Annotated in this window: 29 protein-coding genes; 13 read left to right on the forward strand and 16 right to left on the reverse strand. The window is 64.4% G+C overall.

From position 1 onward, the window contains the following. The coding region (locus JQC81_RS08030; protein WP_203271296.1) for a hypothetical protein at positions 1 to 489 on the forward strand (489 nt) is incomplete at its 5' end. Positions 490 to 667: 178 nt separating this feature from the next. Next, positions 668 to 790, forward strand: a complete 123-nt coding sequence (locus JQC81_RS33805) for a hypothetical protein (protein ID WP_281400245.1) — start codon at positions 668 to 670, stop codon at positions 788 to 790. Positions 791 to 1,003: 213 nt separating this feature from the next. On the opposite strand, the gene JQC81_RS08035 is transcribed toward JQC81_RS33805, so the two are convergent. The 6 genes from JQC81_RS08035 to JQC81_RS08060 all read right to left on the reverse strand — a co-directional run bounded on the left by JQC81_RS08035 (position 1,004) and on the right by JQC81_RS08060 (position 3,663). Then, positions 1,004 to 1,207 (reverse strand): phage tail assembly chaperone, encoded by a 204-nt coding sequence (locus JQC81_RS08035; protein ID WP_210347107.1) that lies wholly within the window; start codon positions 1,205 to 1,207, stop codon positions 1,004 to 1,006. Next, on the reverse strand, positions 1,180 to 1,575 hold the full coding sequence (locus tag JQC81_RS08040) for a gene transfer agent family protein (RefSeq protein ID WP_203271297.1): 396 nt from the start codon (positions 1,573 to 1,575) through the stop codon (positions 1,180 to 1,182). The genes JQC81_RS08035 and JQC81_RS08040 overlap by 28 nt, the downstream gene beginning before the upstream one ends. 8 nt (positions 1,576 to 1,583) lie before the next feature. After that, positions 1,584 to 1,994 carry a phage major tail protein, TP901-1 family gene (locus JQC81_RS08045; RefSeq protein WP_203271298.1) on the reverse strand — a complete coding sequence of 137 codons (411 nt, stop codon included), beginning with the start codon at positions 1,992 to 1,994 and terminating at the stop codon, positions 1,584 to 1,586. A 97-nt stretch (positions 1,995 to 2,091) separates the two neighbouring features. Then, entirely contained in the window at positions 2,092 to 2,502 is a 411-nt protein-coding gene (locus JQC81_RS08050; protein WP_203271299.1) for a DUF3168 domain-containing protein, read from the reverse strand. Continuing rightward, complete coding sequence (locus JQC81_RS08055) at positions 2,499 to 2,834, reverse strand: phage head closure protein (RefSeq protein ID WP_203271300.1); 336 nt, start codon at positions 2,832 to 2,834, stop codon at positions 2,499 to 2,501. The genes JQC81_RS08050 and JQC81_RS08055 overlap by 4 nt, the downstream gene beginning before the upstream one ends. 262 nt (positions 2,835 to 3,096) lie before the next feature. After that, positions 3,097 to 3,663 carry a head-tail connector protein gene (locus JQC81_RS08060; RefSeq protein WP_203271301.1) on the reverse strand — a complete coding sequence of 189 codons (567 nt, stop codon included), beginning with the start codon at positions 3,661 to 3,663 and terminating at the stop codon, positions 3,097 to 3,099. Here JQC81_RS08060 and JQC81_RS08065 point away from each other — a divergent pair. Next, positions 3,653 to 4,435, forward strand: a complete 783-nt coding sequence (locus tag JQC81_RS08065) for a S1 family peptidase (RefSeq protein WP_246520303.1) — start codon at positions 3,653 to 3,655, stop codon at positions 4,433 to 4,435. The genes JQC81_RS08060 and JQC81_RS08065 overlap by 11 nt on opposite strands. A gap of 80 nt (positions 4,436 to 4,515) precedes the next feature. Next, on the forward strand, positions 4,516 to 5,304 hold the full coding sequence (locus JQC81_RS08070; RefSeq protein WP_203271302.1) for a S1 family peptidase: 789 nt from the start codon (positions 4,516 to 4,518) through the stop codon (positions 5,302 to 5,304). A gap of 285 nt (positions 5,305 to 5,589) precedes the next feature. Here the strand turns inward: JQC81_RS08070 and JQC81_RS08075 are convergent, their stop codons facing one another. The 9 genes from JQC81_RS08075 to JQC81_RS08115 form a co-directional block, all read right to left on the reverse strand. Then, complete coding sequence (locus JQC81_RS08075; protein WP_203271303.1) at positions 5,590 to 6,828, reverse strand: phage major capsid protein; 1,239 nt, start codon at positions 6,826 to 6,828, stop codon at positions 5,590 to 5,592. A gap of 208 nt (positions 6,829 to 7,036) precedes the next feature. Continuing rightward, entirely contained in the window at positions 7,037 to 7,261 is a 225-nt protein-coding gene (locus JQC81_RS08080; RefSeq protein WP_190845840.1) for a hypothetical protein, read from the reverse strand. Between the two features lie 108 nt (positions 7,262 to 7,369). Beyond that, positions 7,370 to 7,906 (reverse strand): HK97 family phage prohead protease, encoded by a 537-nt coding sequence (locus JQC81_RS08085; protein WP_312887491.1) that lies wholly within the window; start codon positions 7,904 to 7,906, stop codon positions 7,370 to 7,372. Next, positions 7,903 to 8,052 carry a hypothetical protein gene (locus JQC81_RS08090; RefSeq protein ID WP_203271304.1) on the reverse strand — a complete coding sequence of 50 codons (150 nt, stop codon included), beginning with the start codon at positions 8,050 to 8,052 and terminating at the stop codon, positions 7,903 to 7,905. Before JQC81_RS08090 ends, JQC81_RS08085 begins: the two co-directional genes overlap by 4 nt. Next, on the reverse strand, positions 8,049 to 8,249 hold the full coding sequence (locus tag JQC81_RS08095; RefSeq protein WP_203271305.1) for a hypothetical protein: 201 nt from the start codon (positions 8,247 to 8,249) through the stop codon (positions 8,049 to 8,051). Before JQC81_RS08095 ends, JQC81_RS08090 begins: the two co-directional genes overlap by 4 nt. Before the next feature lie 221 nt (positions 8,250 to 8,470). Next, a complete protein-coding gene (locus JQC81_RS08100; RefSeq protein ID WP_203271306.1) occupies positions 8,471 to 9,643 on the reverse strand; it encodes a phage portal protein in 1,173 nt (390 codons plus the stop codon). Positions 9,644 to 10,327: 684 nt separating this feature from the next. Continuing rightward, complete coding sequence (locus JQC81_RS08105) at positions 10,328 to 11,530, reverse strand: DNA-packaging protein (RefSeq protein ID WP_203271307.1); 1,203 nt, start codon at positions 11,528 to 11,530, stop codon at positions 10,328 to 10,330. Positions 11,531 to 11,588: 58 nt separating this feature from the next. Next, positions 11,589 to 12,227 carry a hypothetical protein gene (locus JQC81_RS08110; RefSeq protein WP_203271308.1) on the reverse strand — a complete coding sequence of 213 codons (639 nt, stop codon included), beginning with the start codon at positions 12,225 to 12,227 and terminating at the stop codon, positions 11,589 to 11,591. A 266-nt stretch (positions 12,228 to 12,493) separates the two neighbouring features. Further along, a complete protein-coding gene (locus JQC81_RS08115; RefSeq protein WP_203271309.1) occupies positions 12,494 to 13,597 on the reverse strand; it encodes a helix-turn-helix transcriptional regulator in 1,104 nt (367 codons plus the stop codon). A 231-nt stretch (positions 13,598 to 13,828) separates the two neighbouring features. On the opposite strand from JQC81_RS08115, the gene JQC81_RS08120 reads away from it, so the two are divergent. The 3 genes from JQC81_RS08120 (at position 13,829) to JQC81_RS08130 (ending at position 14,894) form a co-directional block, all read left to right on the forward strand. Continuing rightward, the gene (locus JQC81_RS08120) at positions 13,829 to 14,179 is read left to right on the forward strand and encodes a hypothetical protein (RefSeq protein ID WP_203271310.1); all 351 of its coding nucleotides are present in this window, start codon (positions 13,829 to 13,831) and stop codon (positions 14,177 to 14,179) included. Between the two features lie 2 nt (positions 14,180 to 14,181). Next, positions 14,182 to 14,529 carry a hypothetical protein gene (locus JQC81_RS08125; protein WP_203271311.1) on the forward strand — a complete coding sequence of 116 codons (348 nt, stop codon included), beginning with the start codon at positions 14,182 to 14,184 and terminating at the stop codon, positions 14,527 to 14,529. A gap of 65 nt (positions 14,530 to 14,594) precedes the next feature. Further along, on the forward strand, positions 14,595 to 14,894 hold the full coding sequence (locus tag JQC81_RS08130) for a hypothetical protein (RefSeq protein WP_203271312.1): 300 nt from the start codon (positions 14,595 to 14,597) through the stop codon (positions 14,892 to 14,894). Between the two features lie 36 nt (positions 14,895 to 14,930). Here the strand turns inward: JQC81_RS08130 and JQC81_RS08135 are convergent, their stop codons facing one another. Beyond that, the gene (locus JQC81_RS08135; protein ID WP_203271313.1) at positions 14,931 to 15,965 is read right to left on the reverse strand and encodes an endonuclease/exonuclease/phosphatase family protein; all 1,035 of its coding nucleotides are present in this window, start codon (positions 15,963 to 15,965) and stop codon (positions 14,931 to 14,933) included. 158 nt (positions 15,966 to 16,123) lie between these two features. Here JQC81_RS08135 and JQC81_RS08140 point away from each other — a divergent pair, with 158 nt between their 5' ends. The 6 genes from JQC81_RS08140 to JQC81_RS08165 all read left to right on the forward strand — a co-directional run bounded on the left by JQC81_RS08140 (position 16,124) and on the right by JQC81_RS08165 (position 22,769). Further along, a complete protein-coding gene (locus JQC81_RS08140; protein ID WP_203271314.1) occupies positions 16,124 to 16,318 on the forward strand; it encodes a hypothetical protein in 195 nt (64 codons plus the stop codon). Between the two features lie 98 nt (positions 16,319 to 16,416). Beyond that, on the forward strand, positions 16,417 to 17,925 hold the full coding sequence (locus JQC81_RS08145) for a sensor histidine kinase (RefSeq protein WP_246520310.1): 1,509 nt from the start codon (positions 16,417 to 16,419) through the stop codon (positions 17,923 to 17,925). Between the two features lie 137 nt (positions 17,926 to 18,062). After that, complete coding sequence (locus JQC81_RS08150; RefSeq protein WP_203271316.1) at positions 18,063 to 19,151, forward strand: TRAP transporter substrate-binding protein; 1,089 nt, start codon at positions 18,063 to 18,065, stop codon at positions 19,149 to 19,151. Positions 19,152 to 19,292: 141 nt separating this feature from the next. Continuing rightward, the gene (locus JQC81_RS08155; RefSeq protein ID WP_203271317.1) at positions 19,293 to 19,874 is read left to right on the forward strand and encodes a DUF2939 domain-containing protein; all 582 of its coding nucleotides are present in this window, start codon (positions 19,293 to 19,295) and stop codon (positions 19,872 to 19,874) included. A gap of 457 nt (positions 19,875 to 20,331) precedes the next feature. Then, positions 20,332 to 21,414, forward strand: coding sequence for an AI-2E family transporter (locus JQC81_RS08160; RefSeq protein WP_203271318.1), 1,083 nt, complete (start codon positions 20,332 to 20,334; stop codon positions 21,412 to 21,414). 176 nt (positions 21,415 to 21,590) lie between these two features. Continuing rightward, a complete protein-coding gene (locus JQC81_RS08165) occupies positions 21,591 to 22,769 on the forward strand; it encodes an RLV_5639 family protein (protein WP_203271319.1) in 1,179 nt (392 codons plus the stop codon).

The raw sequence follows: 22,769 nt of genomic DNA on the forward strand, positions 1-22,769 counted from the left end.
TCTTTGGTCCACATCCGGCTCATGTGGACTCGAGACTATCCCAATCCGACCCCGTGCGACATTCTCAAACAGGCTCTTAGCAAAAGCATTGGAGAGGGATTCACCAAACCGTTCGGAGAGGCCGATGAGGGTGTTGAGCTGGCGCGTTCGATCAGCGGCAATTGGTTCTCCACCCGATTCGTCTGGGAACTTCTTTGCGTTCGGGACCATAATTCGACCCACTCTTATCTTCATTACAGCGATACTTCTGAGTGCCTGCACCACCCCAGCAGAAAGCCAGATCTGGTTTTTGATGCGGGTGCGTTAAACGATCAGCAGTTTGAGCAGGCCGGTAAGGAATGTAGATTCGAAGCGGCGAAAGCCGTTGCTCCAAGAAAATACGGGGACATCACTGGCGATACCTATCGGAAGATCTTTATCCTTTGCCTTGAAGCGAAGGGCATCAAGTTTCTCGGATCAGAGGACCAGATTAATCGGAGAGGCCGATGAGAGTGTTGAGCTGGCGGCCCGTTTCACCCTCCTTTTCCATTACGTCGTCATCTGCCGTTTGAGAGAATTGTTGTCCGCCATACGAGGCTCAACAATCATGAAACGAATTCAAATGCGCGTTTCAGCCCTAACCATCGTTGGCTTGGCCGGATGCGCGCAAACGTGACAAGATACGGAGTTGCCGCGAACCGCAGACCTTCGTGTCAACAAGGCTATCGACGAGTACTATGCCGGTGCATTGAAGATCATCTATACGGCACCGCCTCGCACGGCCTTGGAGTACCCGCTCAACAGTTTTTAGGACGTGCATGAAGGCGAAGGGTCACGAGCTTTGACGGAACGAGGCGCAGTGAACAACGATTCCATCTCCTACCCAAGGAACGTCCGACAAACCTCCGCATGCTGTGTCAGACATTTCTTGGTATGCTCCTGACGATTGCCTCGACCGCCTGCGCTCAGGACGAGATGAAGGAAGATCTGGAGGTTGAATGCCTCAGGCGCAACGGCGTCATCTTCAGCCCGTCTCTTTATCTTTGATCGTGTCGCCATCTGGAAACGCCTCCATCAACCTCCTGAGATCGCCGCTCGACGCAGGCTCGATTCTTCGCCCACCACTCAATCCCTCCCAGGCTGCAAGCAACTCGCGAGGAGTCGCACTCCAGAAAATCTCCGGACTCCACCGCAGAATGCTTAATCCGAGCGTAAACGCATCGTCCAAGGGGAAGGCACTTGGCTCGCGCTCGTCTCCTGGGATGACGGAGGGTTTGGCGATGTCTCGCCTCCGCCAAAGGTCATGACGAGGAGGTTGGCCAGCGCCTCAGCCACGGGCTCGACACCGTCGTGCAGCGGCAGGTTCGCCACCTCCGCATCGCTTAATGGTTGACCGCCACCGCGCAACGCGACGGCGAGCAACGTGAGCAGGTCGCGGCTCGACAGGCGCCCGGTGCCGAAGCGCTCCGAGAGCGCCATGAGGTCCTGCACGCCGAAGGGATCCTCCAGCTCCGCGAGCGCGCCGAGCGCGAGGCAGAGGGTGTAGCGCGTGTCGCCGAGTTGCAGCGCCATCTCGCCCCGTCGTCTGTTGGGCATGATTCCTCCTATATCGCCACGAAGGCGAGCGCGCCGGCGGATTCGAAGGCCATTTCGAATGTCACCTCGCCCGCATGGCCGCCGCGGTATTCCAGGCTCGTGATCTGGAACGGGCCCTCGATGCGGCCAAAATCGGGAATGACGATCTGATAGGTAAGAATATCGCCGTCGAAGAAGACCTGGCGCATGCGTGCGTCCGACGCTTCGTCCTTGAACACGCCGGAGCCGGAGATGCTGGCGCGGCGCACGCCGACACCCGCCAGAAGCTCGCGCCAGCGCCCGGCGGATTCCGCGTGGGTCACGTCGACGGTCTCGGCATTGAAGGCGATCTGGCGCGTGCGCAGACCCGCCACAGTGACGAAGGCGTTGCCGCCGTCGCCGATCTTGATGAGCAGATCCTTGCCCTTCTGAGCAGGCATGGGATGTCCTTTGTTGAGAGGAGTAAATACGTTTCCACTGTCATTCCGGGGCGAGCGTAGCGAGATCCCGGAATGACAGTGCTATGCAGGCACGACCTCACGCCACCTCCGTCACCGTACGCAGGCGAAGCGTCACGCGGGCGAGGCCGGTGTCCTTGTCGCGCCCGGAGGCGAGTTCGGTGACGCGCAGGTTGACGAGGCGGTGGCCGTCAAGCGTCAGCGGCGCATCGTCGAGGATCGCGAAGAAGCGGTCCGCGGCCATGAGCGCCGTGCGGGCGCCGCCCTCCTCCGACCAGACCACGATGTCTATGCTCTGCGCGTGGCCGCGATCGAGATCGGTGGACCAGTCCTCGGCCTTGACGTCGCCGAACAGCGCATAGAGCGGCTCGGCCCCGCGCGGCGGTTCGTCGTAGAGGCGCAAAGATCCGCCCATGAGAGTGCGCAGCTCCGTGTCCGCTGACGCCGCATCGATGATCGCGCGGCGAAGGGCCAGCACCGGGCTCGTCATGCCCTCACCTCCTCGACGAGGCAGACGAGATCGCGCTTCGATCCGTCGGGATCGGAGGCCGCCCGGATGGCGAAGCGGCGCAGGCCGACGGTGAGCCGCATGGCCCCCGTCACGCCCTCGCGGTAGCGCAGGGTGATGCGGTGGGTGAGGCTCTGCTCCGGCCGGTCGGCGCGCACGCGCTCATGGCTGGAGAGCATCTCGATGGCGCCCCACACCTCGGGCCCCGGCGCATAAGAGCGGATGACGCCCCCGAAGCCATCGGGCCGCTCCAGCGGCAGCTCGAGCACGAACCGGCGCGAGCGCGCGCCGATGGGGAGAGATTTGGTTGTCATGGGAATGGTCTTTGCGTGGGAATTGACCCGGTCGAACAACACTCGACCTCATCCTGGGGAGGTCGTGTAAGCGATCGTCTCGAAGGAGGCTCCAGTGATCTCTGGACGATCTTTCGAGACGCAGCTGCGCTGCTCCTCAGGATGAGGCTGGAGAGATGGAAAGGAAAACCGTGGATCCCCGGAACAAATCCGGGGATGACGAGGGAGTTTTGGAAACAGGAGGGTGTCATTCCCGCCTGCGCCGGATGACAAACCGCAGCAGCTACAGCCGCGCCCGCTGAAATGGCGCCACAAGCGAAAGAGCCTGCGGCGGCAGGATCTGGCTGCCTGCCACGTCGCCGCGGTTCTCGAACCAATGGGCCACGAGGATGCGGATAGCGAGCTTCAGGGTCGCGGGCACCGCCTCAGGCGTGGCTCCATAGCCGGCGCGCAGCGCGATGACGATGCCGTTGCGCGGCTTTCCAGGCTCCGGCGCATCCGGGACCGCGATGCGCGGCAGGTCGCTTAGGCCATCCGCTTCGAAGGCATCGTCCGGCAGCTCGGTCAGGGTGCCCGAGACGTCCGCGATCCCGATCGAATCCACGGCGATCAGCGGCGAGAGCGGCAGCAGGAGCACGCCGTCGCGCGGCCAGCGGTCGAGCACCACGCGCCAGCTTTGCTCGATGAGAATTCGGCGGGAGACCGCCTCGATCATAAGCCGGGACGCCTTGATGAGGCCGGAAATCAGGTCATCCTGCGCACTGTCATCGTCATCCACGCGCAGGTAGGCCTTCATTTCGGCGAGGCTGACGGGCTCGACGGCGGGGCCGCTGACGAATATGGGAATCATCGGAACAAAGGATCCTTGTGCTGTCATGAAACGTCCGCTCACGCTCTCTCTCGCCCTGGTCCTGTTCGCCACGGGGGCGCAGGCCATCGTCGGCGGCCAGCCCGACGAGGGCCCGCTGTCGCGCCGGAGCGTGATGGTGTTGAGTTCGAACGGCGGCGTGTGCAGCGCCGTGGTGCTGGCATCCGACGTAGTGCTCACCGCCGCCCATTGCGTGACGGGCGCCGCCGAGCACCGGGTGCATTTCCGCGACGAGGCGGGCGAGCCCGTGCTGATCGTGCCCGCCGCGAAGGCCGTGCATCCCGGCTACAACGCGAAGGCCATCGAGACGCGCCAGCGCTCCATCGATCTCGCGCTCGTGCGCATTCCCGAAGCCCTGCCCGCGCGCTTCGAGCAGGCGACGCTCAGCGCCGTGAAGGTGCCCGAGAACACCTTCGTCACGATCGGCGGCTACGGCCTTGCCCGCGATGGCGATGCGAAGAGCACCGGCACCTTCCGCACCGCGTCCCTCACGGCCGTCGAGCCGTATGGCCCGAGCCGTATCCTGCTCTGGGCCGAGGGCTCCGGCACGGCGAGCGCGTGCCAGGGCGATTCCGGCGGGCCGATGGCGTCCGGCGCGACGGTGGCGGCGATCACAAGTTGGTCAGCGCCGGCCAGGGGCCGCAGCTGCGGAGGCATCACGCAGGGCATCCTGGTGGGCCCGCAGCGCGCGTGGATCGACGGGATTCTGAAAGGTTGGAACCGTGCAGCGTTGTGGAGCGGCAACGGCGGTTAGATTTTCGTAAACGGTCGGAACTATCCTTGCGGGCGAAGCCTTGCCTTAAAACACATTTCTCCCTCACGGCATCATCCTCCATGCGCGCCCTGCTCCCCCTTGCTCTTGCCGCCTTCACCCTCGCCGCGAGCCCCGCCTGGGCCATCCTGCAGGGAGTCGCATCGCGCGATCCGAATGGGCTGCGCCGCTCGGTGGTGTCCATCGAGAACTCGCTGGGCGAGCTCTGCTCCGGCGTGATCGTCGGGCGCGATCTGGTGCTGACCGCCGCCCACTGCGTGATCGACCGCGCCGCCTATCGCGTCACCGCGCTCAACCGGGCCCTGAGGCCCCAGCGCTTCAACGTCGCCGCGCTCGCCATCCACCCGACCTTCGTGCCCGGCACCACGCCGCGCACCCAGCCCGGCATCGATCTCGCCGTGGTCAAACTGGACCGGCCCCTCGGCCCTGAATTCCTGCCCCTCGATCCCACCCAGGCGGGCCGCATCGATGTGGGCGATCAGGTGACGATTGCCGGCTACGGCGTTCTCTCGGAGCGAGCCCGCGGCACGGCCCGGACGCTGCGCCAGACCAACCTCGTCTCGCTCGGTCCCATCGAGGTCGCAAACCGCGTCCTCATCGTGGCCGACCGCAATCGCCTCGCCGAGACTACGGGCGCGGGTGCCTGCCGGGGCGATTCCGGCGGCCCGATCCTCGCCGCCACAGGGAGCGGCTATCAGCTCTACGGCATCACGAGCTGGTCGAGCGGCGCCTTGCGCACCCGCACCCCCAGCGCCTGCGGCGGCCTCACGGCCGTGACGCCCGTGGTCGAGCACCTGCGCTGGATCACGGGCAGCATGCAGAGCCTCAATGCCGCCTGGACGGGGAATTGAGCTGCCCAGGCACCTGTGAGCGAATCCCTACCTCGCTGCGCTCACGGGAACGACGCCCACTCCGTCATGGCCGTCCCCGGACTTGATCCGGGGATCAGTCCCGGCCATCCACGTCTTGAGAACCACAGCGTTGCAAAGACGTGGATCCCCGGAACAAGTCCGGGGATGACGTGGTGGGTGTCATTCCCGGCTGAAGCGCCGCGAAGGGGAAGGGAATCCACTTGCGCACGCTGCGCTATGGATCCGCTTCCCTCGCCTTCGGCTCGCCGGGGATGACACCGGATCCTACGCCGCGAACTTCAGCAGCTTGATCGCCGCGTAATCCTGCACGCCGCCGCCCACGCGCTTGGTGGTGTAGAACAGCACGTAAGGCTTGGCGGAGTAAGGATCGCGCAGCACGCGCAGGCCGGCGCGGTCGACGACCAGACAGCCGCGCTTGAAGTCGCCGAACGCGATGGGGCAGGCATTGAGCGCGATGTCCGGCATGTCCTCCGCTTCGACGACGGGAAAGCCCATCAGGGTCGCAGCCTGGCCGATGCTCGCGGGCGGCGCCCAGAGATACTGGCCGTTATCGTCCTTGAAGCGGCGGATGGCGCTCTGCGTCTTGCGGTTCATGACAAACGCGGCGTTCTGGCGGTAGCCGGATTTCAGCGTGTAGATCAGGTCCACCAGCACGTCGGACGGGTTTGACGTCGGGAAGGCCGCGCCCCCGGTGTTCACCGTGCCGAGGCGCCCCCATTCCCAAATTTCGTTCTCGACCGTCTCAGTTGCGAGAAAGCCCTTCGGCTTGTTGACGCCGTCGCCGGTGACGAAGGCGGCGCTTTCCTGCTCGGCGAAGGCGGATTCCACCTCCTCGGCGATCCAGCTCTCGATATCGACCACCGCGTCGTCGAGCAGGGTCTGGGTGGCCGCCGGCATGGCGTATAGCTCCATAGCCGGAAAGCTCATCTCGGACAGCGTGGGGCTTGCCGTCTGCGGACGCGCGCCCGTCTCGCCGACCCAGCCGGTGGCCGGGCCCGCGGTGGAGAAGGCGCGCTTGTATTGTCCTCCCGAGATCACCCGTACCGACGAGATGGCGCGGATCGGCGACACGTTGGCGAGACGGCGCAGCACCTCGCGCTCGACCGTATCGGGCACGAGATAGCCGCCGTCGGGCCCGGAGCCCGCCGAGAGCGCCTTCTCCTCCAGCCGCTTGAGACCCGTGGCCTCGCCGCTGCGGACATAAGCATGGAACGCACTCTTGTGCTCGGCCTGGGCCGGATCGCGCTGGGTGTCGGGGTTGCCTCCCAGGGGCGGACGGGAGCGATCGAGGGCGAGGCGGTCGAGCCGGCGCTTGGCGTCGTCGAGGGCGGTGTCGATGCGGGCGAGCTTCTCGTCCGTCACCACGTCGCTCGCGAGCCTGGTCTCGATTTCGGACAGGCGCGTGTCGTTGGCGTCCTTGAACGCCTCGAAGGCGCGGGCGAAATCCTCGAAGGCCGAGGCGACATCGTCGGACACGGCTTTGGTTTCAACAACAGGAATCATCACAATCCATAGGTTTCAAAGAGATCAAAGAAAAGGCCCGCCGAGTGGCGGGCCCGTTGTTTCCCAATGACGGGAATGGGGACCTCTGGCCTCATCCTGAGGAGCCGCTGCAAGCGGCGTCTCGAAGGAGGATCCAGAGAGCACTGAAGCATCCTTCGAGACGGACCTGCGGTCCTCCTCAGGATGAGGGCTTGGCAGAGCCGGCGCGTTAGCGGCGGCGGGTCGTGCGGCGAACCGGGCGCGTGTTAGCCTGCACCGTATCGGACACGGCCGGACCGGCCGCCGCACCGACGCCGGCGCCAACCACGGCACCCACGGGACCGGCAACTGCGCCGACGCCGGCGCCGACAGCCGCACCGCCCACCCGCTCTTCCGTGGTCGTGCAGGCCGCCGCCGCAAGGCCGATCAGCGCAACGAAAGCAAGCTTCTTCATGAGAACCTCCCGAGACAAGCGAAGAACAGACACCTCTCGCGTGAGGAAAGGGCCCGCAGCCTCCGCGTCGATGCGGGCTTTCAGCTAACGCGCTCCCACGGACAAGGTTCAGGAAAACAGTCTAACGGCGGTGCTGCGAATATGGGTGGCGAGCTTCGGAGCCGCCTGCTTGACGGTCTCGACCCGCGCGCCGGGCAGCATCGGAAAGGTCACGACCGAGATCTCCCACAGGTCGAGCCGCTCCAGGCGACGCAACCCGGTCGGCCGCTCGGCTCTCGCCCGCTCGACGCGAAAGCCGATGGAGAGCCCGTCGACCGCCCCGTCGCGCATGAGAGCATGGATGTCCCGCGCTCGGCCAACCGCGAGGTTGAGCCGGCCGCGCACGCGCAGGCCGCGCAGGTCCTCCGCGATGGAGAGCCAGCGCCCGATGGGCTGCGCCGGATCGTGCTGCCACAGCAGGCGCACCTGCGCGGCGCCACGTTTCTTCAAGGAGTCGCGGAAGGCGCCGGGCATCACCATGTCCTTGCCGAGATCGGCCTCGCCGAACAGGCTCGCATAGCCTTCGAACACGCCCTCCGCATCGACGCCGCTCACGGGCTCGGGCAGGAACTTGCGCTCCCGGACACTGGGTGCTGCCACCATCATCGCGCGGCCCCGCGTGCCGATTGCGCGGGTTTCGCATCGAGCTTTTCGAGCTGGCGCACGAAGTCGCGGAACACGAGCGTGGCGCGGGTCTGGCTTTCCCGCGCGGCCTTCGGCTTGCGCGGCGCGCGGGATGAGAGGCGGGTCATGTGGGGTCTCCCGAATGGCGGCGGTTGAACAGGGACAGCTCGCGCACCAACGCATCGAACCGGCGGTTGGCCGCGAACAGGTCGCGCAGGGTCATGGCAAGCAAGGCGGAGGCTCCGCTGGCCCAGACGAACAGGGCCAGATGGGCAAGATCCCCGCGCCGGATGACGGCTTCGGTGATCTGGTCGAATGAGTTCATGATTTGTTCTCGTGAAAAGCTCCGTTGGAGTTTTTGGGGGAGGCACTGCATTCTCGAAGGCCGTCAGTGAGCGCTATCTCGGATCCTCGCTGCGCTCCATCCTGGATGACATCAACCTCGTCATGGCCGGGCCTGTCCCGGCCATCCACGTTTTAAAGGGTTAAGACGTGGATCCCTGGAACAAGTCCGGGGATGACAAAGGAGCGCTTCATCGCAAGCAATCATCCCCGCCTCGCCTTCACGGCTTCCGCACGCCCATAGCCCACTGCTTCGCGCTTCTCGTCGTCTGACAAGAACGCCGCCGCCGACACGCGCCGCCAGAGGCTTTCGCGTTCATCCGCCAAAGCCTCAATCGCATCGAGGTCGGGCTCAAGCTGCAGCATCTCGCGATAGGCCGGTGCGAGCCAGTGAGCGAGCGCTTCCGCCGTGCGCTTGACCAGCGGGATCACCGTCTGGCGGTAGAAGGCGCGGTTGGCTTCCGCGTAGTTGGCGTGCGTGCTGTCGCCGGGCAGGCCGAGCAGCAGCGGCGGCACGCCGAAGGCGAGCGCGATCTCCCGCGCGGCGGCGGCTTTCGCTTCCACGAAATCCATGTCCTTCGGCGAGAGCGACAGCGGCTTCCAATCGAGCCCGCCCTCAAGCAGCAGCGGGCGGCCCGCATTGCCGGCGCCCTGATAATTGGTCTCCAGCTCTCCTTTCAGCCTATCGAACTGCGCATCGGTGAGAGTCGCACCGCCGAAGACCAGCGCGCCGGAGGGACGCGCCGCGTTGTCGAGAAGCGCCTTGTTCCAGGCGCCCGCCGCGTTGTGGATGTCGAGCGCTGTGGCGGCTGCCTCCATGGGGGACAAACCGTAGTGATCGTCCGCCGGATGGAACAGCGTGAGATGCAGGATCGGCTGCAATGCCTCGTCACGGATCGGGAAGCGCACGGCCTGTGTGCCGACCGCATATTCGTAAGCGGCCGGCCAGCCGTCCCCATCGGGCACTACGCGCATGCGGTCGGGCCTTAAGCAATGCAGCTCGTGCGGCGCGCCGTCGAGGCTCACCGCCTCCACATAGACGTTGCCCGACACCATCAGGTGCCCGTAGAGACTCTCGAGGAAGCGCTGCCCGCCTTCCCGCGCATTGGGGCGCGCCAGCAGCGCCAGCAGCGGATGCGTGGGATGCTCCCTGCCCTCGCTCATGAGCACCAGCGGCAGGGACGCGGCCGCCTCGCTCACCAGGCGCACCGCGCGGTGCACGATTGCATTCTTCTGGAAGCCTTCGCGGGCCAGCGCCCCGTAATCGCGCGGCGTCCACACGGGGCGACCGGCAACGTAGAGCGCAATGGCTCCTTGAGCACGCGAGGCCTTGGCATCCGGCGGAGCCTGGAGCCAGCGGGTCAAACGATTCAGCATGAAGTGGTCCTGCCTTGGTGGGGCGTGAGGGATGAAGAGTGTTGAATGCGTTAGACGAGGAGAAGACACTCTCCCGTCATCCCCGGACTTGTTCCGGGGATCCACGTCTTTGCCGCGGTTGAAGACGTGGATGGCCGCAACAAGTGCGGCCATGACGAAGGGAAGGTTCATTGCCCTTCAAAAAACCGGCCTCTGCCTCCCGTCGCTTCAGCATGCCGACAACTTCCGCAACCGGTGACCGCAAAGCAGGCACATTCGGCCCGCTCGTCATTGGCGCGTCACATACCCCAGGGTAGTCTTGAGATGTTGCGGGGCATCCGGCGACATTCACGCGCCAGCCGGGACGCTTTCCTCGGACCGGCTGGCGCGACCATCGAATTTCGAGCTCTGCCGTCTTTCCCCTATGGGGCGGCACGAGGCAGATGGCGGGGCGGATCGGCACGGATGGACTGCCATCCGCCCCAGCCCTGCAGCCATGATCTCCCTGGCGACGTACAACGGCGCAGGCCGCCATATCCTTCCGAGATCACGCCGGCGCGAAAGGTTCACCCCATCAGAATCCTTGAGGATTTTCTTCAACGGCTTAGCTTATACCAAGTGGCTTTACTTGTTGCCCCTACGGTAGCCACGGCGCCCCGGCTGGAGATGTGCGTGAACACCACCCTTCGGCTGGGGCGTTCTTTTTCATAACACCCTCACCCGCGGCTCGCGGCGTTCGCGCAGCATCAGTTCAGTGAGCGCCCAGACCAGCGCGTCCATGCGGTCGGGCGAGCGGCCGGAGGTGAGGCCGCCGGGGCCTAAATCGAACAGCTCGTCCTCCAGCTCCGGCAGCGCGCCCACATGGCGCACGCGGTTCTGCGCGTAGAGCACGGAGACCGGCTCGGCGCGCAGATACTTGCCACGCGTGGCGCGCACGCTCACCACGGGCACGGACGAGTCGACCTCGCGGATCACGTTGCCCACCATCTCGCCGCCCTGGTTCGTCTCGACCACGAGCGCATCGGCCTGCAGCCGTCGATACAGGGCCACGGCCTTGGCAGCCCATTCGGGCGGCTTCAGGCCTGACGCCGTCGCATCCTCCAGCACATAGGCCGTGCCGCCCTCGTCGATGCCGGCCGCCACGATCCCGCAGGCATCGGCGCGTTTCGACGACGAGGCCGGCGGATCGACCGCCACGACGATGCGCATCAGCGGCGGCGCGGACTCGGCCCGATTGTCCTCGAGCACATCGCGCGTCCACAGGGCATCGGGACGATCCTCGACGATGTCGCCGTCGAGCTCCTGCCGGCCGAGCCGCGTGCCAGCATAGCGGCGCACCACGGCGTCGAGAAAGGCGGGCGCCAGATTCTCGGCATTCTCGGCGGTCCGCACCCGCGACACCGCCACCGACGGGTCGGCGAGAAAGCGCTTGAGGATCGGGATCGGGCGCGGCGTGGTCGTCACCATCTGGCGCGGATGAGCGCCGAGGCGCAGGCCGAACTGCAGCATGTCCCAGGTCTCCTCCACGTGCTTCCACTTGGCGAGCTCGTCCGCCCAGGCGGCCTCGAATTGCGGACCGCGCAGCGAATCCGGATCCTCGGCCGAGAACACCTGCGCGACCGCGCCGTTCGGCCATTTGAGCTTGCGCAAGGAAGGCGACCAGGTGGGCCGCTCGTCCCGCGCATGAACGGCGAGAATGCCGGCCGGCCCCTCCACCATCACGTTGCGTGCATCCGAGAATGTCTCGCCCACAAGCGCGATGCGCCGGGAGGCACCCGTGCCGAAATCGGGATCGCCCAGGGCAATGCCGCGCACCCATTCGGCACCGGTGCGGGTCTTGCCCGCGCCGCGTCCGCCGAGGATGAGCCAGATCGTCCAGGGATCGTGTTCCCGAGCCAGGCCCGGCATGCGCTGCTCGGGCCGGCAGCGGATCGGCCAGAAGCGGAGGATGCTGCGGAGTTCGGCCTCAGATAAGAAGGCCGTCGCGTCCGCGAGCCTCCTCCTCCGCGATAACCCGGTCAAGGTGGCGAGCAAGCTCCTCGCGGAGCTCGTGCAGGCTGCGCCGGGGTCTATTGTCATGGGGCTCGGTGTCATCGAGCTTAGAACTTTCCTGTTCCAGAAGAGCCCGGGCGGCTGCGAGCGTCTTCGCATAAGACGCGAGCCTGCAGGCCGTCTTGTCGTGATCCTTGGCCTGGCCCCTGCGCTGCTCGTCCATGAGTGCGTCGATCTGCACTCGCGTGGCCTGGGCCAGGGCGCGGGCCGCGTCGCTCACCGATGCTGCAGCGATCGTGGCACTTTGGGCGAGAGCGACGTCATCTTTCACGGCGGGGCCTGAGACCTTCTCGATGCGGGCGCCCTGACGCGGCGGCCAGCCCCAGCGCCTGCGCATCCGCAGGAAGGTATTGCTGCCGACATTGAGGTAACGCTCGATCTCGGGCAGGCTCATCTTCGGCTCGCGGATATAGAACTCCCAGGCCTGCTGCCTCTGCTCGTCAGTGATCTCAATTCTCTGGACCATGGAGAAGCCAACAAAAAACCGCCCGGGCGGGGGCGCCGGGGCGGTGGAGGTTTGGCCGACGGGGTGAATGCGGCGGGGGCGCTTCATTCACACTTCGTTATTGTTCACGTTTTGTACTCTAAGAGCGTCACGCTGTCAAGGTGGATTTTTCCTTATTAGACCAGACCAACAAGCTGATGGACTGCAAGCTTGTCCGCAGATGCTCCAGGCAGATGCGGACGATAAGGACAATGTCACCTTTCAAAGACTAAACTCAGAACAGAAGCGCGCTAAATCGGAGAGTTTTCCTTGATTCCATGAGCGGACGAAATGTCCCTATTTGACGGGGAACATCACGTATCGCTTCATTGCCCTCACTGCCGCAGGGGTGACGCCAGGCTCATGATGCGAGCGACCAGTTCGGACTGTCGGTTCGTCTGCGTCTTGCGGTAGATCGCGTCCAGGTGCGTCTTCACCGTGGACCGAGCAAGACCGAGTATTTCAGCCGTGTCGGTCAGAGCATGCCCGTGGAGGACCTGTCCCAGCACCTGGATCTCCGCCGTCGTGAGCTTATACAGGCTGGCTGCGCTCAACAGCGGCGTCGTGAGCGCGGCCTCAGGCTCGCGCAGGAGCAGCAGCATGGGGCTGCCGATCTCCTCTCCCGCCTGCTCCAGTTCGGCCCAGGTCGCGTGCAGGGTACGCCCTGTGGCATCCGTCAGGAAAGCATCATGTCCTTTAGTATTCCTGCTGGCGTCCGGGAGCGACAGCCCGGCCAGCAGCTTCATCGCATCCTGCGTCACCGCCCTCAGGCGGCCCTTGTGCTCGCGCAGCACCTGCCGCGAGGCCAACTCCCTGTCGGCAGCCTGGTTGCAGAACAAGATCGCGCCGTTAGGCTCGATGATCAGAGCCGGCGTCGCCAGCGCCTCGAGGGCCGCCCGCAGCGTGCCGGCCTCCACCCTCTGTTGGCCGATGACGCCGGAGATTTCGACGGCACGCTTGATGTGCGGCGAGAGAAGGCGCGCAAGCTCGATCTCCTCGTCCGTGTAAGGACCTTTGGCCTCGCTGCCGACAACGCCCCAGGTGGAGAAGCTGGTTACCGTTCTCGTAATCGGAGTGACGACATAGTCATAGAGGCCGCGACCGGCAAAGCAGTTTTGCCAGTAGCGGCTTCGATGAAATGCCTCGATGTCGAGGTCGCGCGAACTGCAGAAGACCTTGCACAATGGCGCCGTCAGTCCCAGCGACAGCCCAGGATTGATGGGCGCATTGGCTTGCGCAAGAGCGATCTGATCTTTGGGCCAGTTGTAGAGAATGGTGAACTTCTGCGTCCTCTCGAGTGGATGGGACACAACCAGATCGGCCATGACGCCGCCGAGAGCCTCGGTGATCTCTCCTAGAGCCGTCGGCCACAAACTCGTATCGAGGGCGCAGTCGTAGATGCGTCCGATCAGGTCGGAGAAGGCTTCATCCGGCTTCATGGATTCCTCCGAAGCTGGCACTGGCGGCGACGTGCGCCCGAACACATGACTGCAGGCTATCGGGGCCCGAAGCGGCGCTCCTCCCCCAAACGGTGGAGGACGCGCGGATGCGCTCGAATCATGATCATCCGCGAGCGCTCATTTTGCTTGATTCGAAACGGTTCGACGAGGGGAAGCAACCTTCGGGTCGCCTCGCATCCGGCAAACGGAACTGCCTCAAGGAGCAGATCGATGAAACATGCGCTGATGATCGCCCTGTTCGGCCTCGCCATGACGGCATCGCCGACCCATGCCGCCGAGACGACGCTGGACGTCGCGGGCGAATGCAGGTCCATCGCCGAGTCCGACCTGTCCGGCTGCAACTGCCAGGGCCTCTACTTCGCAAGCAAGTTCGGCTCCGAAGAAGGCGCTGCCGCCCTGCATCTCATGGGACGCAGCTACGTGCCCGAGCCTCGCACCGCCGCAGCTTCTCTCTATGACCGCTTCGGGGCCGACACGCTCAACAGGGTTGCCTACAGGATCATGGCGACCCGCGACGAAGTTCTGTCCTACTGCCCCTTCAGCGCGCATGCTGCGGATTGATCATGCCGGTCACGTCCGCCGAGGCCGCCCTGCTCCTGTTCACCGCCTGCAACACGGCCCGGGTCTTCGCCTATCTCCCGCAGATCGTGAAGATCGGCCGCGACACGCAGGGCGCAACCGCCATCTCCTATGCGACCTGGAGCCTGTTCGGTATCTCTCATCTTTCCACGGTCGCCTATGCAATCCTCGTCGTGAGTGACTGGCGCATGGCGGCGGTCTTTGCAGCCAATACGCTCTGTTGCGCCCTCATCGTGGGACTGACGGCCTGGAAGCGCGCGGTGCTCGGACGGCGGGAGAATGGAGCGCCGGCGGACCCCAGCCCGAACACCGGTGCTCTGCTGGACCATTGATGGGGCGGCCGGGCAGATCTTGGTCGAACCCTTTAAGCCTGTGAAATCGTCTAAGGAGCACGATCATGATGTTAGGCCTGATCGACGCTTTTGGATATGCCGCGTCGGGGCTGACATTGGCCACCTTCGCGCAGAGGGCGATGCTGCCGATGCGCATCATGGCGATCGGGGCCAATGTCTGCTTCATCGGCTATGGCGCCATGGGTCCATTCATGCCCGTCCTCGTCCTGCATGTCATCCTTCTACCGATCAACGTGATCCGGCTTCGCACTCTCGTCAGCGCACCTGAAACCGGCCAGAGCCGGCCACATGAAGATGCTAACAATGCACTCGCAAGGGCGGGCATCACCAGCGGGCTGCTCTGAGGAACCGGCAAGCCGGCGTCACAGGGTGCGCCAGCTTCAAGCGATCCTGACATCCACGGCGATCATCTCGTGGTCCGACACCGCGCTGCCCTGTTCGTCCACCGCCGGGATCACCTGCGGATTGCCGGCCTCGAGCCCGCGCACCACAAGCCAGTCGAGTTTGCCGAAAGGCGGCTCGTGCTTGTTTGTGGGGCCCGTTGTCTGCGTCGGCAAAGCGAGGTTCGCATGCTGCCATTCGAAGCCGGCATCGCGCAGATCGGCGAAGAGCGGCTCGGTGCGCTCGGGCGCGTCCAGCAGGAGGTGGCGCTCGTCCTCGCCGCGCGGCAGGGCCTTGGTGTTGAAGTCGCCGCCGATCACGCAGGCCTCTCCCGGGGCGATGACCTCCAGGGCCCGCAGCAGAGCCTGGATCTGCGCCTGCCGGTCGGCAGGGTCGGTCTTGCTTTCCAGATGCGTGCTCACGATCCAGAGCGGCCGGGGCGCCTGCGCCACGCGGACGGCGAGCGCCATCCGCCCGCCGATGCGCCTCTGGAAGCCGTTGATGCCGGGAAACCACAGGCCGTTTTCCTCGAGCGGGATCAGCCAGGGGCGCTCCAGGGCAAGGCCCGCCACGATGGCATTGCCGTGCAGGCCGTGGGCATTGCTTTGGCCGGCGCATTGCTCGACCTCGTCCGCGCTGCCGAGGTCGAGCTCCACGAATTCAACCCCATAGAGATAGCCCTCCCCCGATCCGGCGGTCAGGTCGCGGACCGTGTGGGCGTTGCCGGACCGCGCCATGCCGACATCAGCCTCGCTGAGCAGCGTGACCTGCGCCCCGGCCTGCTCCATGAGACGCCGGGCCGCCCGCCTGTCCTTGAGGCGCTGGGCATTGAACGCCGCGATCCTGAGGGAACCGGGCCAGGGCAGCGGGTTGGCGGGTGGGCTCTGCTCGACGGCGTGCAGGGCGGGGATGCGTTCGAGGAGGCTCCCGTGAGCGGCCTGCCGGTGGTGCGAGGAGGCCCGTCGGGCCTCGTCCAGCATAGGCTTATCGGGTGGCTGGAGATCGGGCACGATCCGGTCGATCAGGGGGCGCATGGACAGGCCTTCAAAAAACCGTCATGGACCTTATCCATAGTAGAGTACCGCCTCTTGCCGAAAACCGACAGCCAAGGAATATTTTAGCTTGGCTTTAGGAACTTTTGAGCTAGTTGGGCGTTGTGTAGCCGCATCAAGCTTAGCCGGGGAGAGGGCCCATGATGTTTTGGGCTGTCGTTGTCGCGCTCGTCTCGGGCGCGTTTGCCTATGCAGGCGATCTGTCTTCCACCCTTGTCAGCTTCGCCGAGATCGTGGGCGTTATCGCCCTGTTCACCCTGATCTGCGCCGCCGAGGCCTTCAGCATTCCCAAGAACGCCTCGTTCGACAAGAACTCCGTTCAGACCGAATCCTGATCGTCCTGAGCGGTTCCGGCGTGCGGATTCGCACCATAGGCTTCAAAACTTGATTGCATGAGCCGGGGGCACATTGCTCACGATGTGAAACCGTGATTATGTTTCAGATCATGACCATGTCCAACCCGGCCTCGGCTGCATCCATCGATCTGGAGCAGCTCACAAGCGAATTTGTGGCATCGATCTCCGCCAGCCCGCGAGGAGCGCTGAACGACGCCCTGCAGCAGGCCCTGGCCCGCACGGTCGAGGCCAAGGTCAATGCCCAGCTTTCGGTGGTCCTGGAGGGTATTGGCGACGCCTTCTACTCCCTCGATGCCCATTGGCGCTTCGGCTACATCAACCGGGCGGCGGAAACCTATTTCGGCCTGCCCCGCCAGGCGATGCTCCACAAGGTCATCTGGAGCATGTTTCCCGAATCCGAGGGCACGGACCTGCGCCGCCGCTACGAGGAGGTTTTCCTCACCGGCCGCCCCCTGTCCTTCGAGGCCGAAGCGGTCGGACGGCCCGGGCGGCACCTGGAATTCCACGTCTTTCCCTATAACGGGGGCATCGGCGTCAGCTTCCGCGACTGGACGGAGCGGCGACAGGCTGAGGAGGAACTGCGCGCCAGCGAGGCGCGCCTGAGCGCGCTGGCGAACAACGCGCCTGCCTGCATGTTCTATCAGACGAGCCATTCGGCAGCCTATCACGAACGCAAGGTGCTCTACGTCTCGAAGACCTGCGAGAGGCTCACGGGGATTCCCGCGGAGGAAGCCCAGGCCAATCCCGATCTTCTCTACAGCCTCGTGCTGCCGCAGCACCGGGAGCGCATGCTCGCGCGGCGGCTGGAGAGCCTTCGCGATCTCACGGAATGCGAGGAGGAGTTTGAGATCAGGCATGCGAAAACCGGCGAGACGCGCTGGCACCGCATCATCACCACCCCCCGGCGTCTGGACAATGGCGCCATCGTCTGGGACGGCATCCAGATCGACATCACCGAGCACAAGCGCTCGGAGGAGCACCTGCGGCTCCTGCTCAACGAGCTGAACCACCGGGTGAAAAATACCCTGGCGACCGTCCAGTCCCTGGCGTCCCAGAGCTTCCGGGCGCGGGGCGCGGGCAGCGCGCGGGAGTTGCCCGCCCTCTACGCCACGTTCGAGGCCCGTCTCCACGCCGTTGCCCGGGGCCATGACATCCTCACCCGGGAGAACTGGGAAGGCGCGGGCCTCGTGGAGATCGTCGCCCAGGCCTTCGCGCCCTACCGGGACCTCTCGGAGGAGGGCAGCCGAATCCGGATCGAAGGGCAGGACCTTCGCGTGAGCCCCTCCATGGCCCTGAGCCTCTCGATGGCCATGCACGAGCTGTGCACCAATGCGGCCAAGTACGGCGCCTTGGGGGCTCCAGAGGGCCGCGTGCGAGTGTCCTGGTCAACCGTCGAGGCGGCATCCGGGCCGCGCCTTGCCATGCGCTGGGAGGAGCACGGCGGACCGACCGTCTCCCCGCCCTCGCGCAAGGGGTTCGGCTCGCGCCTGATCCAGGATGGCCTCGCGCGCGAGCTCAACGGCGAGGTGCGCCTGGTCTACCGGCCCGAAGGGGTGGTGTGCACGATCGACGTGCCGCTTTCCTAGGCAGACCTAACACGTTTTCAAGTAGCGCATAGGTCATTAGTCGATACAGGCTCGACAGTTCTTGCAGAGGGAACCGGATTTAGTGTCAATGGGGCGCAAGTGACGAAGTCACGACCCCAGAGGGAGGAGTTAGCTTTATGAAACGTCGTCAGTTTTTGCAGGCCACGGCGGTCGGCGCCGCCTCGACCGCGGTCGCCGCTCCGGCGATCGCCCAGTCGGCACCGGAAGTGAAGTGGCGCCTGCAGTCCGGCTTCCCGAAGTCGCTCGACACCATCTACGGCGCGGCTGAGACCATCGCCAAGTACGTGTCGGAAGCCACCGACGGCAAGTTCCAGATCCAGCCCTTCGCAGCCGGTGAAATCGTCGGTACGGCTCAGATCGCGGACGCGGTCGGCGGCGGCACCGTCGAGCTGGGTCACACCTGCTCCTACTACTATTTCGGCAAGGATCCGACTTTCGCCATCGGCACCGCCCTGCCGTTCGGCCTCAATGGCCGCCAGCAGAACGCCTGGCTCTATCACGGCGGCGGCAACGATCTGCTCAACGAGTTCTATGCCAAGCACAACATGTACGGCATGCCCGCGGGCAACACCGGCGTGCAGATGGGCGGCTGGTTCCGCAAGGAGATCAAGACCGTTCAGGACCTGCAGGGTCTGAAGATGCGCATCGCCGGCCTCGCCGGTCAGGTGATGCAGAAGCTCGGCGTCGTGCCGCAGCAGATCCCGGGCGGCGATATCTATCCGTCGCTCGAGCGCGGCACCATCGACGCCGCCGAGTGGGTCGGCCCCTACGACGACGAGAAGCTCGGCTTCGCGAAGGTCGCGCCGTACTACTACTATCCCGGCTTCTGGGAAGGCGGCCCGTCGATCCACCTGTTCGTCAATCAGGCAAAATGGCGTGAATTGCCCAAGGCATATCAGGCCATCCTGACCACGGCTTCGAGCTATGCCAACAACGACATGCTGGCCAAGTACGACGCCCGCAACCCGGCGGCCCTGCGCCGTCTGCTCGGCGCCGGCACCCAGCTGCGTCCGTTCTCGCAGGAGATCCTCGAAGCCGCCTACAAGGCCGCCAACGAGGTTTATGACGAGGTCTCGGGCAAGAATGCCGACTTCAAGAAGATCTACGAGAGCGTCCGCGGCTTCCGCAACGAGGAATACCTCTGGTTCCAAGTGGCCGAATACGCCTTCGACACCTTCATGATCCGGGCCCGCGCCCGCGGCTGATCTTCAGCCCAGCCGGAAACTCAAGAAAGGGCGATCACATGGTCGCCCTTTTTTATTGCCGGAAGCATCCTTACCTGAAGCGGCTCACCGGTCGCCCTGCCCCGTGCGGACGATACCCTGCCCTCTCACCCTGATGAGACGATGCGCTGGACCTTTCGCATCAGCTTCCTACTGCTCTTAGGCTGGGCCATCTTCATGGTCTCGCCCTTCGTTGCGCTCTACGACCTGTCCAAGGCCGTCCAGGCCAGGGACGTTGCGCGCATCAGCGAGCGCGTGAATTTCAACGCCCTGCGCGTCTCCCTCGCCCGCCAGATCCTGGGGGAATACCTGAAGACCCAGGACATCAGCGAACGCGACCGGCAACTGGCTGCCCAAGCCGGAGCAACCACTCTGAACCCGGCTCTGGAGGAACTTGTCACGCCCCAGGCCCTGATCGATCTTCTCGAAGACGGGCAACTACAGCAGATCCAGCCGGAGGGCGCCGCCGGGCCGGCAATCAGCCTCGACCCGGGTTCCCTGCAGCAAGCCTGGCGGATCTTCATCCTGTCTGAATCGCAGGGCTTCCGAGCCATCACGATCCCTCTCACGCCGGACGAACCCCGAGACCGGCAGTTCAGGGTCACCTTGCGCCTGAGCGGCACCACCTGGCGACTGACAGGGATCGACCTCCCCTCCTCGCTCCAGAAAGCGTTGACCAAGCGCGCCGCTGTCGCGTCGAAGTAAACACCCCAGAACATCCCTAAGCGTGGGCATTCGGGGCATCTGTCCTGCACGGACCTCGCCGGCTAGGCACAATCACCGCTTAGGGCATGCAAAACCCGCCTGAACCTATCAGGCGGGTTTTGCATAAGCATCGATCAGAATTGGCTGTACAGAATACTTCAACTGGACGCGATGAGCTGCTTTCCATTCAGTGAACGAAAAGCCAGCCTACCGTAGCAAGCGGAAATACCGTACCGAGAATAAAACAGATGACATTCGATGTCATTTGACTTCCCTCCATGGCAGAACAACCATGAATTTTTCATAACGTTCCACAATGTTGGGAATAAATTTCAATTTATACGGTCAAGTTCAGGCGAGCTAATCCACAAGTGCTTTATGAATACGCTCGCATGAAACCTCGGAACCGAGCTTCGCCGTTTCCATTGTCAATGCGCAAGTGGAGAGGGCGTAAACGATGGATGACCGGGGCCGTTCCCGCCTAGGGATCATGAGAGACGCGGAATTCATCCGTAAGATCCTCATTGCACTCGGCCTTGGCCTGTTCGCGCTTCTGCTCTGGCAATTGTCGGACGTCCTTCTGCTGGCTTTCGGGGCCATCCTGGTCGCCCTTCTCCTGCATGCCGCCTCCGAGGCCTTGGAGCGCTATCTGCGGGTTCCCAGCCGGTGGAGCCTCACGGTTGCGACCCTTCTCATCTTCGTGGCTTTCCTGGCCATGATGGCCCTGTTCGGAACGCAGGTCCGGGCTCAGTTCTCCAACGTGGTGGAGCGGCTGCCTTTCGCGGTCGACAACTTTGCCAAAAATCTCGGCCTCGGCTCTGTCAGCGACGACCTTTCCGAAATGATGAACAATGCTTCGAGCGGGAGCATGGCGGCACGTCTTGCAGGCGTCGGCGGCGCCATTCTCGACGGGTTGGCGGACTTCATCCTGGTGGTGATCGCCGGCATCTATATCGCGGCGGCTCCGCGCGTTTACCGGCAAGGCTTCGTCAAGCTGTTCCCGATCCGCCATCATGAGCGGGTCGAGGACTCGCTGCACGCGTCGGGTCAGGCCCTGCGCCTGTGGCTGACGTCTCAGCTGATCGCCATGGCGTGCGTGGCGGTTCTGTCGACCATCGCCTATTGGCTGATCGGACTGCCCTCGGCCCTGGCTCTCGGGCTCATCGCGGGCCTGGCGGACTTCATCCCCTTCCTCGGTCCCATTCTCGGCGCGCTTCCTGCCGTGCTGATCGCCTTCAGCGTCAGCGGGGAAGCCGCGCTCTGGACCGTTCTCGCCATGCTGGCAATCCAGCAGATCGAGGGCAACGTGATCTTCCCGCTGGTGGCCAGAAGCATGATCAGCATCCCGCCGGCCCTGGCCCTCTTCGCCATTCTCATCGGCAGCGTTCTGTTCGGCACGCTCGGCCTGATCTTCGGCTTCCCTCTCGCCGTGGTCACCTACGTCCTGGTGAAGAAGCTCTATGTCCGGGAGACCCTCGGCGAGCACACGGATGTCCCGGGTGAGGATGAAAGCAGCAAGTCGCAGGAAACCAGCTCCTAGGCTTACGACCCACGCTTCATCGCCGAGAGAAGCCAGGGCCCCGCAGGCGGCGCGCCCTGGAACCCTCGATCCGATTACACATTAGACCGCTGTGCTTTCACAGCCGCCCGATCATGCACTGCACTGACAATCCTCAGAGCGGCTGAGAGGCCGCGCTCTGGTTTGGAGGAGATCTCATGTCCGACATCGTCGTCAAAACGCCCCTGCAGTATCTCGACAAGGCCACGTCCGCCCTGCGGGAGCTCGGGATCATCCCACCTCAGGCCATGGATGCGCCGATCAACGGGCTTTTGGAAAAGATCTCGGATCTGGATCAGGACCGCATCGTGATCATCGCCCGCACCCTGGGCCAGACCAGCGTGTTCAACGAGGTGGTGCGCGAGCAGACGCAGGCCATGGAGATCGGCGAGCGCTACCGCGAGATCACGGAATCCTTCAACTCCATCCGCGACGATACCAAGAAGATGGTCGATCAGCTCGACGACCAGAAGATCGATCTCTTCGAGCGCATCAACAATGTCTGGATGAAGATTTCGCGCGGCGATGTCGCCGACCGCTTCGACAGGATCAAGGAAGTCTATCTCGACGTGACCCGCTCCACCAAGGATCAGATCGAGCGCGAGCAGATCATCCTCGATGCCTACCGCGATTTCCGCGGTGCCCTCAAGCATGCCGAGGTCATGGCTCTCGAGGTTCTGCGAACCGCCGAGCAGAAGCTTGAGGCCGCCAAGGCGGACCTGCAGCGTGCTTCCGACACGGTTGTCAACTTCAAGGGTACGGAGGTGGCCGAGCGCGCCCGCCTCGAGCTCACCCGCGACGAACAGCTCCGGCGCACCCAGGACGAGGAGAAGCGCTACCAGATCGCCAAGGATCTCTCGGACAACCTGACCGTCAGCTACAACACCTCCGAAGTAATCATGGCGCGGCTGATGCAAATGACGAACGCCAAGGAACGCGTCTATGCCCAGGCCGTCACGTTCTTCTCCACCAACGATTCCGTGTTCACGGCGCTCAAGGCCTCGTTCACCGGCATGTTCGGCCTGAACGAGTCGACACAGACCCTGAACGAGATGAAGGAAGGCGTCTCCCGCAGCCTGGAGGTGCTGGCCGAGATCGGCGATCAGGTCGGCGAGGCCGCCGTGAGGGCGGGTTACGGGCCGACCATCCGGGCCGATGCGGTCAAGAAGCTCGTCGATTCGGTGATCACATTCCAGGAACGCTCGCAGGAGATCATCGGCGAGATGCGCCGCCTCGCGACGCAGAACTCCGCCGAGATCCGCGACGCGGTTGAGGACGGCAAGCGGCGCATCGCGCGTCTCGTGGCGGAAGGACAGGCGCTGCCGGCCAATGGCTGA

It is taken from the genome of Microvirga arabica, from assembly GCF_016811235.1.
Taxonomy (GTDB): domain Bacteria; phylum Pseudomonadota; class Alphaproteobacteria; order Rhizobiales; family Beijerinckiaceae; genus Microvirga; species Microvirga arabica.